The organism is Haloechinothrix aidingensis (genome assembly GCF_013450155.1).
Classification (GTDB): Bacteria; Actinomycetota; Actinomycetes; order Mycobacteriales; family Pseudonocardiaceae; genus Haloechinothrix; species Haloechinothrix aidingensis.
Genome location: NZ_JACCKD010000004.1, coordinates 596,520 through 612,656 on the forward strand (window position 1 = coordinate 596,520; position 16,137 = coordinate 612,656).

The 16,137-nt window shown below is 71.4% G+C and carries 17 protein-coding genes and 1 pseudogene; 6 read left to right on the forward strand and 12 right to left on the reverse strand.

Going from position 1 to position 16,137, the window contains the following annotated elements; translation table 11 throughout:
- The first annotated feature begins 12 nt into the window (after positions 1–12).
- Together cobT and H0B56_RS14230 are read left to right on the forward strand one after the other, a co-directional pair.
- Entirely contained in the window at positions 13–1,059 is a 1,047-nt protein-coding gene (gene cobT, locus H0B56_RS14225) for a nicotinate-nucleotide--dimethylbenzimidazole phosphoribosyltransferase (protein ID WP_180893500.1), read from the forward strand.
- Positions 1,059–1,817 carry an adenosylcobinamide-GDP ribazoletransferase gene (locus tag H0B56_RS14230; protein WP_180893501.1) on the forward strand — a complete coding sequence of 253 codons (759 nt, stop codon included), beginning with the start codon at positions 1,059–1,061 and terminating at the stop codon, positions 1,815–1,817. Before cobT ends, H0B56_RS14230 begins: the two co-directional genes overlap by 1 nt.
- A gap of 89 nt (positions 1,818–1,906) precedes the next feature.
- Here H0B56_RS14230 and H0B56_RS14235 read toward each other — a convergent pair whose 3' ends face one another.
- Together H0B56_RS14235 and H0B56_RS14240 are read right to left on the reverse strand one after the other, a co-directional pair.
- Positions 1,907–2,104, reverse strand: a complete 198-nt coding sequence (locus H0B56_RS14235; RefSeq protein WP_180893502.1) for a DUF397 domain-containing protein — start codon at positions 2,102–2,104, stop codon at positions 1,907–1,909.
- A complete protein-coding gene (locus H0B56_RS14240) occupies positions 2,079–2,960 on the reverse strand; it encodes a helix-turn-helix domain-containing protein (RefSeq protein ID WP_180893503.1) in 882 nt (293 codons plus the stop codon). The genes H0B56_RS14235 and H0B56_RS14240 overlap by 26 nt, the downstream gene beginning before the upstream one ends.
- A gap of 180 nt (positions 2,961–3,140) precedes the next feature.
- Between H0B56_RS14240 and H0B56_RS14245 the strand changes: the two genes are divergently transcribed.
- Positions 3,141–3,353, forward strand: a complete 213-nt coding sequence (locus H0B56_RS14245; RefSeq protein ID WP_180893504.1) for a hypothetical protein — start codon at positions 3,141–3,143, stop codon at positions 3,351–3,353.
- Between the two features lie 11 nt (positions 3,354–3,364).
- Here H0B56_RS14245 and H0B56_RS14250 read toward each other — a convergent pair whose 3' ends face one another.
- The 9 genes from H0B56_RS14250 to H0B56_RS14290 form a co-directional block, all read right to left on the reverse strand.
- Positions 3,365–4,111, reverse strand: a complete 747-nt coding sequence (locus tag H0B56_RS14250; RefSeq protein ID WP_180893505.1) for an ESX secretion-associated protein EspG — start codon at positions 4,109–4,111, stop codon at positions 3,365–3,367.
- Between the two features lie 27 nt (positions 4,112–4,138).
- Positions 4,139–5,473 carry a WXG100 family type VII secretion target gene (locus H0B56_RS14255; RefSeq protein ID WP_180893506.1) on the reverse strand — a complete coding sequence of 445 codons (1,335 nt, stop codon included), beginning with the start codon at positions 5,471–5,473 and terminating at the stop codon, positions 4,139–4,141.
- Positions 5,473–6,105 carry a DUF3558 domain-containing protein gene (locus H0B56_RS14260; RefSeq protein WP_180893507.1) on the reverse strand — a complete coding sequence of 211 codons (633 nt, stop codon included), beginning with the start codon at positions 6,103–6,105 and terminating at the stop codon, positions 5,473–5,475. The genes H0B56_RS14255 and H0B56_RS14260 overlap by 1 nt, the downstream gene beginning before the upstream one ends.
- A complete protein-coding gene (locus tag H0B56_RS14265; RefSeq protein ID WP_180893508.1) occupies positions 6,106–6,531 on the reverse strand; it encodes a hypothetical protein in 426 nt (141 codons plus the stop codon).
- A gap of 90 nt (positions 6,532–6,621) precedes the next feature.
- On the reverse strand, positions 6,622–7,677 hold the full coding sequence (gene cobC / locus H0B56_RS14270) for an Rv2231c family histidinol phosphate aminotransferase CobC (protein ID WP_180893571.1): 1,056 nt from the start codon (positions 7,675–7,677) through the stop codon (positions 6,622–6,624).
- A 19-nt stretch (positions 7,678–7,696) separates the two neighbouring features.
- Positions 7,697–9,085 (reverse strand): cobyrinic acid a,c-diamide synthase CobB, encoded by a 1,389-nt coding sequence (locus tag H0B56_RS14275; protein WP_425484533.1) that lies wholly within the window; start codon positions 9,083–9,085, stop codon positions 7,697–7,699.
- Between the two features lie 11 nt (positions 9,086–9,096).
- A complete protein-coding gene (cobO, locus tag H0B56_RS14280) occupies positions 9,097–9,711 on the reverse strand; it encodes a cob(I)yrinic acid a,c-diamide adenosyltransferase (RefSeq protein ID WP_180893510.1) in 615 nt (204 codons plus the stop codon).
- Positions 9,711–9,938: a hypothetical protein gene (locus H0B56_RS14285; protein ID WP_180893511.1), complete on the reverse strand. Its 228-nt coding sequence runs from the start codon at positions 9,936–9,938 to the stop codon at positions 9,711–9,713. The genes cobO and H0B56_RS14285 overlap by 1 nt, the downstream gene beginning before the upstream one ends.
- Complete coding sequence (locus H0B56_RS14290) at positions 9,935–12,052, reverse strand: putative cobaltochelatase (protein ID WP_180893512.1); 2,118 nt, start codon at positions 12,050–12,052, stop codon at positions 9,935–9,937. Before H0B56_RS14290 ends, H0B56_RS14285 begins: the two co-directional genes overlap by 4 nt.
- A 324-nt stretch (positions 12,053–12,376) precedes the next feature.
- Here H0B56_RS14290 and H0B56_RS23505 point away from each other — a divergent pair, with 324 nt between their 5' ends.
- From H0B56_RS23505 to cobM, 3 genes are all read left to right on the forward strand, one after another.
- Positions 12,377–13,378 (forward strand): asparaginase, encoded by a 1,002-nt coding sequence (locus H0B56_RS23505; protein ID WP_343063894.1) that lies wholly within the window; start codon positions 12,377–12,379, stop codon positions 13,376–13,378.
- Between the two features lie 74 nt (positions 13,379–13,452).
- Entirely contained in the window at positions 13,453–14,709 is a 1,257-nt protein-coding gene (gene cbiE, locus H0B56_RS14300) for a precorrin-6y C5,15-methyltransferase (decarboxylating) subunit CbiE (protein ID WP_180893513.1), read from the forward strand.
- 13 nt (positions 14,710–14,722) lie between these two features.
- Entirely contained in the window at positions 14,723–15,496 is a 774-nt protein-coding gene (gene cobM / locus H0B56_RS14305; RefSeq protein WP_180893514.1) for a precorrin-4 C(11)-methyltransferase, read from the forward strand.
- Positions 15,497–15,502: 6 nt separating this feature from the next.
- Here the strand turns inward: cobM and H0B56_RS14310 are convergent.
- Positions 15,503–16,137: pseudogene (locus H0B56_RS14310) on the reverse strand (hypothetical protein); the annotation flags it as partial.

Sequence of the window (16,137 nt, forward strand, 5' to 3'; positions counted from 1 at the left end):
GCGAGGACTTCGATGACCGAGTTCGACATCCCGGTGCCCGACGAGAGCGCGCGCACCGCAGCCCAGGACCGGCTCGACGGGCTGGTCAAGCCGGTCGGCGCGCTCGGCAGGCTCGAGGAGCTCGCCGCGTGGCTGGCGGCCGCGCACGGCAGCGTGCCTCCCCGCGAGCTCGAGGACGTGCGCGTGGTGGTCTTCGCCGGGGACCACGGCGTCACGCGCGCGGCGGGTAGCGGTGTGTCCGCCTACCCCCGGGAGGTCACAGCGGCCATGGTGCGCGCCTTCCTCAGTGGTATCAGCGGGGTGAACGTGCTGGCCGGGCAGGTCGGGGCACGGGTCGGCGTGGTGGACATCGCCGTGGACGACGATCTCGACGGGGTGCCCGAGGCCGTCGCGCGGCACAAGATCCGGCGCGGTTCGGGATCGATCGACTCGGAGGACGCGCTGTCGCCCGGCGAGGCGCGCCGCGCGTTCGACGCCGGGCTCCGGATCGCCGACGAGGCGGTCGACGCGGGCGCGCAGCTGCTCATTCCCGGGGACATGGGGATCGGCAACTCCACGGTCGCGGCGACCCTGGTGGCGGCGAGCCTGGGGTTGCCTGCCGGGGAGGTCGTCGGCACCGGCACCGGGGTCGACGAGGCGGGCCTGAGCGGTAAGACGGCGGTGGTCGACGCGGCGCTGCGGCGCGCGGGCGACCGGGCGTCGGATCCGTTCGACCTGCTCACCGCGCTGGGCAGCGGGTGCGCGGCCGCCACGGCCGGGTTCGTGCTCGGCGGGGCGCGGCGCGCGGTTCCGGTGCTGCTGGACGGGGTGTTCTCCTGCGCGGCCGCGCTCGTCGCCCACGACATCGCCCCGGAGGCGGCGCGGTGGTGGCTCGCTGGCCACCGCTCGACCGAGCCGTCGCAGGCCTTCGCGCTCAAGACGCTCGGCCTGGAGCCGATCCTCGACCTCGGGCTGCGGCTCGGCGAGGGCAGCGGGGCGGTGCAGGCCGTGCCGACCCTGCGGGCCGCGCGTGCGGTGCTGGCCGGGATGGGCTCGCTGGCCGACCTCGACATCGGGTGATGTTCGACCCCCTGCGCATGGCCGTCGGCACGCTCACGGCGCTGCCCGTGCCCGCGCCCGGCACGATCGACACGCGGGTGGCGCGGCGGGCGATGCTGCTCGCCCCCGTGGCCGTCGTCCCGGCGGCCGTGCTCGCCGCCGCACTGGTGTGGGCGGGGCAGGCGCTTGGCCTGCCAGCCATGCTGACCGCGACGGTCGTGCTCGCCGTGCTCGCCCTGGCCAGCAGGGGGCTGCACCTGGACGGCCTCGCCGACACCGCCGACGGGCTCAGCGCGTCCTACGACCGGCAGCGCGCGCTGGAGATCATGCGGCGCGGCGACACCGGGCCGGTGGGGGCGGCCGCGCTGGTGCTGGTGCTGCTCGCACAGGCCGCGGCACTGGCGGGGGCGATAACCGCGGGGCACGGGGTGCTGGCTGCGGCTGTCGCCGTGCTGGCGAGCAGGCAGACCCTGGTGCTGTGCTGCGCGCGCGGGGTACCCGCGGCTCGAGCTGGCGGGCTCGGCGGGGCCGTGGCCGGCTCCGTCCCGCTCTGGCAGGCGGCCCTGAGCACGCTGGCGATGCTCGCGCTGGCCGCGCTCGGCGCGGCGGCGGCCGGGCTGCCGCCGTGGCGCGGGGCTCTCGCCGCCGCACTGGCCGCCCTGCTCGCCGGTGCCCTGCTGCTGCGCTGCACCCGCAGGCTCGGCGGCATCACAGGAGACGTGCTCGGCGCCTGCGTCGAAGCAGCCACCCTCGGCACCCTCCTCGCCCTGGCCGTGTAACCGGGCCGGGGTGTGGGCCCGGGGTGTGGGGCCCAATGTGACATTCGGCTCCTTCTATGGAACCGAGGCCACCTTGGGCTCCCTTCGCATCACGGCTGTTCGTACGCGCCGCGCAGGAGACCGCCGGTGAAGGCGACCCAGGTGGCTGTGGAGACGGTGAGGCTGTCGCCGTTCGGGACCTTGCTGTCGCGGATACCGGTGACCTCGGCGCGCCGGTCGATCTCGACGCAGGCGTTGTTCTCGCCGCCGGAGTAGCTGCTCTTACGCCACCTCGTGCTGCTGGTCATCGGTGTCCATGGCCCCTATCTGTCGCGTGAGCAACGCCGCCGAGTCAGCCGGGGACAGCGCTGCTCGCGCGGCGTCGTCGAACATGGTGGTGAAGCGTTCTACGTCGCTCGCATTATCCACCCAAGAGCCGCCTGCCGGGTACTCGAGGTAGACACCGGGAACCTCGTCCGGCTCGGGATAGTCGACGATGATGTTGGAACCGTTCATCGTGCCGTACGCGCCCGCACGAAACGGCATGACCTGGATCGTCACGTGCGGTTTCGCGCCGATGTCCAGCAGGTGAGCCAGTTGCTCGCACATGATCGCCGGACCGCCGACGACCCTTCGGATCACTGCCTCGTCGATGACCGCATGCAGCTCGACCGGCCCGGATTCCTCCAGTAAGCGCTGCCGGGCAAGCCGTGCGGCCACGAACTTGTCCATGGCTTCGGCGTCGGCGCCGTGCAACCGATGCCCTGCCGCGATCAGTGACCGCGCGTACGACTCCGACTGCATCAGACCGGGCACCACGGAGCGCTCGATGATCCGGATGCGCTCCGCTTCCCGTTCGGCGTTGACCAACCTGCGAAACGACTTCGGCGCGCCGGTCGGGAGCCGGATGGACGGTGGCTCGTCCCGTGCGTTCTCCCACAGCTCGACGGCGCGCGAGCGGCCCTCGTCCGTGACCCCGTAGAGGTTCAACAGGGCGAGCACGGTCGCCCAAACGGGCATGACCTGACCCGACTCGTAGCGGCTCACGGTGCTGTCCGCGGTCTTGAGTTCGGTAGCCGCATCTTCCAGACGCACACCGGCCTGGACGCGTGACTCGTTGAGGAACCGTCCGAGGCGCCGCTTCGCGCGGGTCGCAGTCTTCATGGATCGCATCCTATCGGCAACTACACGCGATACGGTTACACACGATCGATACATTGATCGTGCAATTGCGTACTTATATTCTGCATACGTCGGCCGGGTGGGGTCGGCCCCGCTCGTGGTGAAGCGTCCACGCCCACCCGGCCGGCCCGACCCATCGGTACGGAGCAAGGGAGGGCGGGAATGTTCAGCAGTCACGGCATCGAGGTCGATTCCTGGGTCAGGATCGACGGTTCGTGCCGGATCACCGGCGAGGTCGTGGGGGACGAGGCCCAGCTCCGCCTGGGCGGTGTGCGATCGAGCGGCCTGGACGTGATCGCGGACGCGGCGGGCCTGGAGCGGCTGGTCGCGCGGTGCTCGGAAGTGCTGGACAGCATGCGTTCCGGACAGCCGTGACGGGCGCCGCCTCAGCCGTGCCGCAGGGTGGTCTCCAGCTCGCCGAACTTGTTGGCGATCGTCATCACGTCCGCGCCGAGGAGGGTGACCCACCCGCCCGTGGTCTGGCTCAGCAGGACACGGCCGGACTCGACGGTGTCGAACCAGCACGGGACCGGGGTCGTGGTGACGTTCCTGCTCCCGTAGCCGTCGCGGACGGCGGAGTAGAGCTGCCCGGCGTGGGTACGTTCCTGCTCGAGGACCCGCTTCATGCGCTTGGCATCGCGCGAGCTGGCATCGGAGCCGAACGCCTGGTCCTTCTGCGCGGCGGTCAGGTCGGCCGGGTCGCAGCTCATCGAGTGCACGCGGGCGGCGGGGGTGGCGGGCAGTGCCGCAGCCACTCGCGCCCCCATCTGCTCGACCGGGATGGGCTCGATCTCGATGTCCTGCCCCCGGCTGGTCACCAGCACCGTGTCCCTGCCGTGCGCGGCTGCGCGGATGGTCACGGTCTGCTCGTCGATGGAGGCGATGGTGTAGTACTCGACGGTGGGGCGCTGCATGGTGACCAGCGTGTCGTAGAAGGCCTCGGACACCCGCGTGCCGTCCACCAGGCCCTGCTCACGCAGCTCACCGAGCACCCGCACATCGCGCTCACGGGCGGCCTCCGGCGGATACCACATGGCGCCGCCGAGCAATGTGGTGTGGGCCTCGCCGAGGTTCTCCTTGTCCAGCAGCGTGGAGTAGGTCTCCAGGCTGATCGTCACCGGCCGCGAAATCACCGCTACTCCCCCTCGCAACTCGTGGCGCTACTCGCCGATGACGCCATCGATGATGACCATCCCGGTCACCGGGTCGTACTCCTTCTCCCCATGCTCGTCCCGCATCACCGGCAACCCACTGTCCAGCTGCTCATCCTGCACGAACTTGCGTTCGTGCTCCTCATCGCCACCCCCCTGGCCACCACGGCCACCGCCGGCACCCATCATGCCGCCGCCCATCGGACGGGCACCCCCGGCACCAGCCTGACCCCCGGCAGCACCGGCCGCACCTCCCGAACCGGTCGGCCCGAACTGGCCCTGCCCGCTATAGGCACCCGCACCACCCGGACCCCCACCAGCAGCACCACCGGCACCAGCCATACCGCCGGCCACCATCCCCCCAGCGGCCATCCCCCCGGCACCCGAGCCGGTCGGCCCGAAATCCCCAGCGGCACGCCCCGCCCCCATACCCGAGGCACTCGTGCCACTCGGCGGGATCACCGTCCCATCCGGACGCACCAAACTCCCATCGGGACGCCGAATCGTGCCATCCGGATACCGAATACTGCCATCCGGCAACCGCACACCACCCTGCCGACCACCAGCACCAGCGCCCCCAGCAGCACCACCGGCTCCCGCAGTGCCACCACCAACGGCACCAGCACCAGCAGCACCGGTACCGCCGATCCCTGGCGCCGCCGTCGAACCACCGCTCCCAGCGGGCGCCGCCCCAGCCGGAGCTGTCGTACCGGCACCACCCGACGCGGTCGGCGCCGTCGTGCCGGGCTGGGTAACCGACGAGGGCGCGGTCGTTCCGCCGCTTGATTTCGAGGAGCCGCGCGAATCCTTGTCCGGGTCGGGGTAGTCCCGTTCCTGGGAGATCCGGACCTGGTTCTCCCCGGACTCCGTGGCGTAGGCGGAGTACGCTTGGCGGTTCTTGGCGTCCTTCTCCCGCCACGCTTCGCGCTGCTCTTCCTTCGAGTCGACCAGTTGGGTCCAGCTCACGTAGTCACGCCAGTCCCCGCCGGTGGCTTCCTCGATAGTGCCCTCGACGGGCTCCACCTCGTTGTAGACGCGGTCGAACGAGCCGTTCTGGCTGTTCATGCTGAAGCTGGACGGGCTGACAGCGGCGGCCGTCTCGGCGGAACGGTTCCGGATCTGGTCCAGCTTCGCCTTGAACGCCTCGGCCGACTCACCACGCCACACCTCGTCAACGGTGCGATGCAGCGCGGCCAGCTCGTCGGAGATGTCCATGTGACGGGTGTTGAGGTCACGAGCGATTTCTTCGCCCGTGCTCAAGGAGTCTGTGAACCGGCCGTCCTCTGTGATCTTTGTGTAGATCTCGGCACCGGACAGCCCGTGCCCCGTAGCAGGATGTCCCATCACCCAGCCCCCTTCATGGTCTCCACAGCCATCCCCGCGATCTCATACGCCGCACCGCAAGGGTCGTCGTGATACGGACTAGAGTCGCGAATGGCGTCAAGACCAAGATAGAAGCTCAGGTCGTCGCGCAGACCAACCGCAACATTGCAGTATCCATCCTCGCGACCATCATTCAGGTCTACCGCGATTGCTGGATAGCCATCAATCGGATCCAATTCCATGAATAACTCAGACCCCCCTGCTTCTGCATTCTCATACGAGCTGCTCAAACCCTCGCCATCAGTGGTCAGGAGTGAGCCGCCAAACGATTCGTCGCGCGTATCAGTTCGCCAATTGCAGGTCGGCCCGATGTCGTTCTCCGGATCAGGCTCGGCCTCAGTCACCTCGACTGGCAAACTTGCCAGCTGCTCCTCCGTTAACACGCTGCAGATGTCGTTCTCGAACACCGCCGTATCCTCGATGGGATCTTCCACTGCGGGAGCCCCACTGTGTGGCAAACTCGCATCCTCTCGAGTCGAATCGCTGTCCGAACCCTCTGACTCAGCGTTCCCATCAGCCTCGTCCGAACATCCTGTCGATAGGATGACCGCGGCAGCCACCATCGCCACCAGCCCGAAACCACGTTTCAGCATTCAGTCCTGCCCTTTCAATCCGGCAGCAACCTCGTCCTCATGCTGCAATCGCTCCTCCTTCATTGCCTTAGCGTCCTCAATCAGGCCATCGAGCGCGGCGATCTCCTTACGCAAGCACGCCTGATACGCTGCGCCTCCCTCGTTGGCAGTATCGGCATAGCTGTTCGTTACTGGGTCGCTCTTCTTCGCGATATTTCGCAGCGGTTCCGACTGCCGCTGGGCCTCACGTAAGCTGCTGAGAACGTCCTTCAGCCGCTTGATCACCTTGTCGACGCCCTCGCTGTCGAAGGCGATGTCCTCCAGCCCGGCTGCCTGCGCTTTCGCATCGGCCTGCGCGCGCACCTGCTGCGGACCTACCGGCATGGGCGCGTCATCCACCTGGGGCAACGGCAGCGGCGGTGCCCCGCTGTCTTCCTCGTCGGCCATCCGTGTCCCTCCCTCGACCGGCGGCCTCAGGCGCTCATCCCCAGTGCCGCCACGCACACGTACCGTATCCGGAGCGTACTATCCCGGCAATCACACCTGGGACGGAGCGTGCCGACGCGCGGTTCCGTCCAGCGCCTGCTCCAGCGCGTCGAGGAACCCGCGGGTGGTGTGCTCCTCGCGCACCGCGACCCGCATCCAGTCCGCCGACAGTCCCGGGAACGTGTCCCCGCGTCGCACCGCGTACCCCAGCTCACGCAGCCGCAGCCGCAGCCGCTCGCCGTCGGGCACGTGCAGCAGCACGAACGGCGCACGCGGCTCCCCCACCAGGCGCACACCTCGCGGCTCCAGCGCGCGCAGCCCGTCCACCAGTACCTGCCGGTCCCGTTCGGCTGCCACGGCCAGCTCGCGGGCCTGCGCCGTCGCCCGCGCCCCACTGCAGGCCACGACGGCGGCCGCCGCCGGTGTCGACACCGACCAGGGCGGCTGCACCGCGCGCAGCCGCTCGATGACCTCGGGTTCACCGAGCACGTACCCGGCGCGAAGCCCCGCGATCCCCCACGTCTTGGTGAGGCTGCGGATCACCACCAGGCCGGGTGCGCGGTCGGCAGCGAGACTCTCGGGCTCGCCGGGGACGGCATCGGCGAAGGCTTCGTCGACCACCACGATCCTGCCCGGCCGGCACAGCCGCCGGATCGACTCGGCGGGATGCAGCACCGACGTGGGGTTGGTGGGGTTGCCGATCATCACGAGGTCGGCCTCGGCGGGCACCTCCTCCGGGCGCAGCGGGAAACCCTCCCCCACGTCGAGCACCACGTGCTGCACAGGGTGCCCCGCCGTGCGCAGCGCCACGTCCGGCTCGGTGAACTGCGGGTGCACGATCGCAGCCTGAGCCGGGCGCAGCGCACGCGCCAGCAGCGAGAACGCCTCCGCAGCCCCCGAGGTGACCAGCACCTCGTCCGGGGTGCGGCCGTGCAGGGCCGCCACGGCCTTGGTCGCCTCGGTCGCGTCCGGGTAGGCGGCCAGCCGGTCGAGGCTGGCCACGATCTCCTCGCGCAGCCATCCGGGCGGTTCGGGCAGCCGCACGTTCACCGCCAGGTCCACCAGGCCGTCGGAGACATCCCGGTCGCCGTGGTGGCGCAGGTCCATGCCTTCCGACTCGGCAGGCTCAGCCACGCTCGCTCACCAACCCGGGCGCACGGGCGTGGGCGGCGGCGGCGAATCGGGAGGCCAGCACCGGATACCCCGCCCAGTGCACGTGCAGGTACGAGGCGTGCACCGACGGCGTGACGAACCCTTCCCGGCTGTCCTGCCAGCGCCAAGCCGCGCTCTGTCCGTGCCTTGGCGTGACCTGGGTGCGGTGGAACTCGTGCCCCGTCACCGGCGCCCCCGCAGGCGCGAGGAAACTCTCGCTGTCTACAGTGGCCGTACGGTAGCCGAGTGTGCGGCGGCTCGTCATGGTCGCGGTCGCGTCCAGCACCCCCGTCATCGGCGCGCCGTCGAGCTCGGTACACAGGTAGGTCAGCCCGGCGCACTCGGCGACGACCGGAACCCCGCGCGCCACGGCAGATGCGACCTCGGCGCGCAGCGCCGCGTTGGCCGCCAGACCCTCGATGTGCACCTCGGGGAACCCGCCGCCGAAGTACAGCCCTGCGCAGCCCTCGGGCAGCGACTGGTCGGACAGCGGATCGATGTCGACGACGTCGATGCCTGCCGCGCGCAGCAGCTCGATGTTCTCCGCGTAGCGGAACGTGAACGCCTGACCGGCCGCAGCCGCCACGACCGTGCGCCCGGTCCCGCCCGCGGAAGTTCCGGCAGCCGGCGCCTGCGCCAGCTGCTCGGCGGGGTCCCACGCGGGGCCGGACAGCCCGGGCGCCTGCCGGGCCACCCGCATCACCTCGTCGAGATCCACCCCCGCCGTGACCCACTCGCGCAACCGCCGCAGCATCCCGGCCGCCTCGCGCTCGCGCTCGGCGACGGGGACCAACCCCAGATGGCGACTGGGCGCGTGAATGCCGTCCGCGCGGTGCAAGGCACCGAGCACCGCAACACCGAGCGGTTCCAGCGCCGCGCGCAACTCGGTCTCGTGCCGCTCGGAGCCCAGCTTGTTGAGGATCACCCCGGCCAGGTGCACGCGGGGGTCGTAGGTCGCGAAGCCGTGCACCATCGCCGCGACGCTGCGTCCGGCGGCGCTGGCGTCGACCACGAGCACGACCGGCGCCTCCACCAGCCGCGCCACGTGCGCCGTCGAGGCGTAGCCGTGCGAGCCGAGCGCGCCGTCGAACAGGCCCATCACACCTTCGACGACCGCCACGTCCGCTTCGGGTGCCACACCGGCACCGTGCCGCAGCAGCGGCACCACCTGCTCCTCCCCCTGCAGGTACGGGTCCAGGTTGCGGCCGGGCCTGCCGGTGGCCAGCGCGTGGTAGCTGGGGTCGATGTAGTCCGGGCCCACCTTGTGACCGGACACGGACAGTCCCCGCTCCCGCAGCGCGGACATCAGCCCCGTGGCCACGGTGGTCTTCCCGTGCCCGGACGCGGGTGCGGCGACGACCAGTCGCGGCAGGGTCACCATTCGATCCCCCGCTGCCCCTTCTGGCCGACGTCCATCGGGTGCTTGTGCTTGGTCATCTCGACGACGAGGTCGGCCGCGTCCATCAGCGCGGGCGGTGCCTTGCGCCCGGTGATCACCACGTGCTGGCGGCCTTCCCTGTTGCGCAGCGTCTCGACCACGTCGTCGGTATCGACCCAGCCCCAGTGCAGCGGGTAGCTGAACTCGTCGAGGACGTAGAAGTCGTGCTGCTGCGCCTCCACCCGGCGCTTGATCTCCGCCCACCCCTCGCGGGCGTTGGCGGCGTGGTCCTCCTCGCTGCCCTTCTTGCGGGTCCAGCTCCAGCCCTCGCCCATCTTGTGCCACTCGACGGGCCCGCCCTCGCCGGTCTGCTCATGCACGGTGCCGAGCGCGCGTAGCGCCGACTCCTCCCCGACGCGCCACTTGGCGGACTTGACGAACTGGAACACCGCTACCGACCAGCCCTGGTTCCACGCGCGCAGCGCCATGCCGAACGCCGAGGTGGACTTGCCCTTCATCTCCCCGGTGTGCACGGCCAGGATCGGCCGGTTCCTGCGCTGGCGGGTCGTCAGCCCGTCGTCCGGGATCACATCCGGCTGCCCTTTCGGCATTACGCTGCCCTCCGTATCTTGCGGGACACCCGCACCCGGTCGGCCAACATGACCGCCAGGTCACGATCCTCGGCCATGCTGTCCTCCAAAAACTTGCGGGACACCCGCACCCGGTCGGCCAGCATGACCGCCAGGTCACGATCCTCGGCCATGCTGTCCTCCAAAAACTTGCGGGACACACGCACCCGGTCGGCCAGCATGACCGCCAGGTCACGATTCTCGGTCATGCTGCCCTCCGTATCGTGCTCGCCTGCGCTGTGCGCGCCTTGATTTCCCCGGCCAGGGCATCCGCGGCGACCGAGCCCAGCGGGACGTGCTCGCCACCCAACCGCTCGGCGAGCTCACCGGCGAGCCCGAGCCGCATCCGGCCGGCCTCACAGTCCATCACGACGCTCGCGACACCGCTCGCGGCCAGCGCATCCGCGGCCGTGTGCGAGCGGGCGACCGGCTCGCTACCGCTGGTGGCCCGACCGTCCGTGACCACGACGAGCAGCGGGCGCCTGCGCGGATCGCGGATCGCCTCGACCCGCAGCGTCTCCGCTGATTTCAGCAGCCCCTCGGCCAGCGGGGTACGCCCACCGGTGGGGAGGTCCTCCAGGCGCGCGGCCGCGGCCTCCACGCTGGAGGTCGCGGGCAGCGCGAGCGTGGCCTCCGAGCCCCGGAACGCCACCATGCCGACCTTGTCGCGCCGCTGGTAGGCATCCAGCAACAGGGACAGCACCGCCGACTTGACCTCCCGCATGCGTTCCCGTGCCCCCATCGAGCCGGATGCGTCCACGCAGAACAGCACCAGGTTGCTTTCCTTGCCCTCGCGCTGCGCGTAACGCACGTCGCGCGGCTGCACGACCAGCCCGGCCCCGGTGCGACCCCGCGCGCGCTGGTGCGGGGCGGCTGCCCGCAGCGTGGCGACCAGGTGGGGGCTGCGCGAGCGGCCCGGATCGCGGCCACCGGAGGGCTGCACGCCGATCGTGCGCCCGGTCTCGGTGATCGCGCGGGAACGCTTGCCCTGCTCCCCGGCGCCGCTGCCATCCACCGACAGCAACCGCGCCCGGTACGGGCTACCGGAACCCACGGTGCGTTCGGGCTCCTTGCCCCCGTTTCCGGACTCCTGCTCGCTGTTGCCCTGCTCGCCGTGCTCGCCCTGCTGCTGCGTCCGGTCCTGCCTGCCACCCTGCTGCTCCTGCGGTGCGCCCTCCGGCACACCACCGCCGGGCCCGTCCGGACCATCGGGCCCGTCCGGACCGTCAGGACCATCGGGGCCGTCGGGGCCGTCCTGCCCGCCGGGTGGGTCGTCGGAATCCGGACCGTCCGAACCGGACGAGTCCAGTTCGGATTGTGCCTGGTCGAGAGCCTGCTCGAGCTCCTGGTCGTCGATGCCGGGGGCATCGAACGGGTTGCGCCTGCGCCGGTGCGGTAGCGCGAGGCGTGCGGCGACCCGGATGTCCTCGGTGGTGATCTCGTCGCGACCGGCCCACGCGGCGTGCGCCGCCGCGGTGCGCGCCATCACGATGTCCGCCCGCATCCCGTCGACCTCGAACGAGGCGCACACCTCGGCGATCTGCACGAGCGCGCTGTCGGTCAGCCGCACGGACGGCAGCAGCTGCTGCGCCGCGTCGATCTTCTTGGCCAGCTCGGCCTCGGAGTCGGCGTAGGTGTCGGCGAAGTCGTCCGGGTCGCTCTCGTAGGCCATCCGCCTGCGCACGACCTCCACCCGCTCCTGGGCGTCGTGGCTGGTAGCGACCTCGACGGTGAGCCCGAAGCGGTCAAGCAGCTGCGGGCGCAGCTCGCCCTCCTCCGGGTTCATCGTCCCGATCAGCACGAACCGCGCGGCATGCGAGATCGACACGCCCTCCCGCTCGACCGTCGACCTGCCCATCGCCGCGGCGTCCAGCAGCACGTCGACCAGGTGGTCGTGCAGCAGGTTGACCTCGTCGACATAGAGCAAGCCCCGATGCGCCGCGGCGAGCAGCCCCGGCTGGTAATCGGTGACGCCCTCGCCGAGCGCGCGTTCCAGGTTCAGCGAGCCCACCACCCGGTCCTCGGCGGCCCCCACAGGCAGCTCCACGAGCCGGGCCGGGCGCCGGTGATTGCCGCTACCGGCCTCGTGCGGGCCGTCCGGGCACGCCGGGTCCGGGTCGGCCGGGTCGCAGGAGAACCGGCAGCCGTCCACCACGTCGACATCGGGCAGCAGCCCGGCGAGCGCACGGACCATGGTGGATTTCGCCGTGCCCTTCTCGCCACGCACCAGGACCCCTCCGATGGCCGGTGACACGGCGGAGAGCACAAGGGCGAGCCGCAGGTCGGCCATGCCTACCACGGCGGTAAACGGAAACGGTCGCACGAACGACTCCTTCGCTATCGACGGGTATCCTCGCCCGCTCCAGCTCGGCCACGCCCGGGATATCCCCGGCACGGGCGACGGCCAGCGACGCTCTGGCTCCCGGCCGCCCCGCGAGCCGACGGGTGTCGGCTACCGGCGAGGGCGGGCCGGTCACAGTGGCGGGACCGCCCTGGACTCGCGCTCGCGGCGCTCACCAGGTTCCTCGCTTGGCCGCCCGGCGCATCATCCCACAACCGTATGCGGAGGTGGACGTGAGAAGTCCCATCGTGTACCCACAGTGCTGATCACGTGGTCACACATCGACTCGACGGGAGTGTTCCAGGCGTGCGCAACGCATCCACACCACGCATCGCGGTGATCGCGCTCGGCGGCACGATCGCCATGACCCGGTCGCCGGACGGGGAGGGTGCGGCACCCGAGCTGGACGCCGACAACCTGCTCGAGGCGGTTCCCGGCCTGGCGGAGCTCGACGTCCAGCTGACCACGCACACCCTCCGGTCCGTGCCGAGCCCGTCGTTGAGCCTGGCCGACCTGTCCGAGCTCGCCACGCTCGTCGACAAGCTCGCCGATTCGGATACCGACGGCGTCGTCGTCACCCAGGGCACCGACACCCTGGAGGAGTCGGCGTTCTTCCTGGACCTCACCGTGCGCGCGGACATCCCGCTCGTGGTGACCGGCGCGATGCGCAGCCCCAGCCTGGCCGGGGCCGACGGTCCCGCCAACCTGCTCGGGGCGATCGCGGTCGCGGCCGAGCCCGCCGTGCGCGGCCTCGGCTGCCTCGTGGTGATGTCCGACGAGATCCACTCGGCCAGGCACGTCCGCAAGACACACACCACCAGCACCGCGGCCTTCGCCTCACCGGACACCGGCCCGCTCGGGCACCTCGTGGAGGGCAGGACCCGCCTGCTGACGCGACCGGGACCACGCACCGTCCTGCCCCGGCCGGACGCCCCCGGCCCGCGGACCGTGCCGGTCGTCCCGACCGCGCTCGGCGACGATCTCGCGCTGCTCCAGCCCTACCGGCCGGGGCTGGACGGGCTGGTCGTCGCCGGGTTCGGGGCGGGACACGTGCCGGAAACCACGGTCGACCTGCTCGCCACCTATGCCGCGCGGGTACCTGTGGTGCTGGCCACCCGCACCGGGGCTGGTGCGGTGCACCACGCCAGCTACGGCTATCCGGGCTCCGAGCAGGACCTGCAGCGGCGCGGGCTGATCAACGCCGGGTTCCTCGACCCGTTCAAGGCCCGCATCCTGCTGGTCCGGCTGCTGGAGCGCGATGCCGGCCACACCGAGATCTCCGACACGTTCGCCGAACTAGCGGGCTGACCTGCCCCGCAGTGCCACCTCCAAGCTCTGGTCCGACCGCACCGCCGGTCAGCGGCTCGGATACCGTGCGAGGCGTGCCCCCCGCGAACCAACCCACGAACGACGTGCTCACCGTCGTCGGTATCGGTGCCGACGGCTGGTCGGGCCTGACGGACGGGGCCCGGGAGGAGATCGGCGCGTGTGACGTGCTGTTCGGCGGCCGCCGCCAGCTCGACCTCGTCCCGGCGTCCGTCCCGGCGACCAGGGTGGAATGGCCGAGTCCGCTGCTTCCCGCGCTGGACGGGCTGCTCGCCGAGCACGCCGGGCGGCGCAGGTGCGTACTCGCCAGCGGCGACCCCCTGCTGTCCGGGATAGCGACCACGCTGATCACACGCTACGGGCAGGCGCCGGTCCGCGTCGTGCCCGCGCTGTCCTCGGTGACGCTGGCACGGGCCAGGCTCGGCTGGTCGTTCGAGGAGACCGAGGTGATCAGCTCGGTCGCGCGCAGCGTGGACCGTGTGGCCAGGGCGCTGGCGCCGGGCAGGCGGCTACTGGTGCTGTCGTCGACGGCCGGCACACCGGGCGAGGTCGCCGGGCTGCTGGCCGACCGCGGCTACGGGGCGAGCACCCTGACGGTGCTGGAGAACCTCGGCGCGGACGGCGAGCGCAGCTACCAGGGCACCGCGCGCGACTGGTCGCACCCGCCGGGTGCCGACCTCAACGTCGTGGCCGTCGAGTGCGCCGCCGACGCGGGCACGGTCCCGCACGCCACCGTCGCGGGCCTGCCCGACGACGCGTTCGAGCACGACGGCCAGATCACCAAGCGGGACCTGCGGGCAGCTGCGCTGGCCCGGCTCGCCCCGATGCCGGGCCAGTTGTTGTGGGACATCGGCGCGGGCGCGGGCAGTGTCGCTGTGGAGTGGTGCCGGGCGCACCCGAGTAACCGGGCGCTGGCCCTCGAGCGCGACCCCACGCGGGCCGCGCGGATCGAACGCAACGCGCACCTGCTCGGCGTGCCCGACCTGCGTGTGGCCACAGAGGCCGCACCGGACGGCCTGCCAGCGGACGAGCGCCCGGACGCGATCTTCGTCGGCGGTGGGGTGAGCGCGCCGGGGATGGTTCCGGCCTGCGTCGACACGCTCGCGCCGGGCGGCAGGCTCGTCGCGCACGCGGTGACCGTGGAAGCCGAGTCCGCCCTGCTGGCCGCGTATCGCGACTACGGGGGCGAGCTCGTCCGCATCGGCGCCGAACACGCCACACCGCTCGGCGGGTTCACCGGCTGGCAGCCCGCCCGGACCGTCACCCAGTACAGCCTGCTCGTCGGCGAGCCGGGCCAGCACAGCTCCGGCTAGGAGGGAACACGAGATGACCGTGCATTTCATCGGGGCCGGACCGGGAGCGGCGGATCTCATCACCGTCCGCGGTCGTGACCAGCTCGGGCAGTGCGCCGTGTGCCTCTACCCCGGCAGCCTCACCCCGGTCGACCTGCTCGCGCACTGCCCGGGCGAGGCCCGGATGATCGACACCGCCGAACTCACCCTCGACGAGATCGTCGACGAGCTGATCGGCGCCCACACCGGCAGCACCGGCGACGGCCCCGTGGTGGCCCGCCTGTGCTCGGGCGACCCCTCGGTCTACAGCGCGGTCGCCGAGCAGATGCGCAGGCTGGACGCGGCCGGTGTGCCGTACGAAGTCACCCCAGGCGTGCCCGCGTTCGCCGCAGCGGCCGCGACGCTCAAACGCGAGCTCACCGTGCCGACCGTGGGGCAGAGCCTGGTGATTACCCGCACGCAGGCGCGATCCACCGCCATGCCCGAGGGCGAGGATCTGGCGACGTTCGCCGCGAGCGGTACCACGCTGGCGGTGCATCTGGGGGTGGGTCGCATCGAGCAGGTGGTCGAGGAGCTCCTGCCGCATTACGGTCCGGACTGCCCCGTCGCCGTGGTCGCCCACGCCAGCCAGCCCCAGGAGCAGGTGGTGCGTGGCACGCTCGCCGGGATCGCGACACGGGTGCGTGACGCGGGCATCTCCCGCGCCGCCACCATCTTCGTAGGTAAAGTTCTGGCCACAGAGGACTTCCCGGACAGCTTCCTCTACTCGAAGGGCCGGGACCGGCGCACCCAGCCGGAGTCGCTCTGAGCCGGATCAGAACGGCGGGTCGCCCGGTGGGTCGGTGCCGCTGGTCGTGCGGCCGGTGGGCCGGTCCAGTGTGGATGGCTTCCGGGCCTCGGCTGGTGGGCGCCGGTGGTGGGTGTAGGTGCGTCCGGTGGGGGTGGTGATGGTGCTGGTGCCACTACTGGGGTTGTGGTGGAGGGTCCAGTGGGGGTGGTCCTTCATCCGGTGGTGCCATCGGCATTTGGCGCCGCCGTTGGTGTGGGCGGTGCTGCCGTTCTGGCCGCGTGCCCATCCGTGGAGGTGGTCGTAGTCGCTGTGCTGGGCGGGCCGGTGGCAGCCGGGTGCGGTGCATTCGGCGTCACGCACGGCGACCAGGTCGCGGATAGCGGTGGTGGGCCGGTAACGCCTGCGTCCCACGTCCAAGACGGCGCCGCTGGCGGGGTCGGTAAGGACCTTGCGCCACACACTGTGCCGGCTGGCCATGATCTGGCGGGCGATGGGTGCGGGCAGCGGCCCGTAGCCGGACAGTTCGCAGCCCGTATCCGTCATGCCCAGCGCCGCATCGACCGGCATGTGCAGGAACACCGTCGCCGCCCCCTCCGGGGCGGCCACGTCGGGATCCTGCCCCAGCAGCAGGGTGGCGTGGACATCGGCCCGCAACTGGT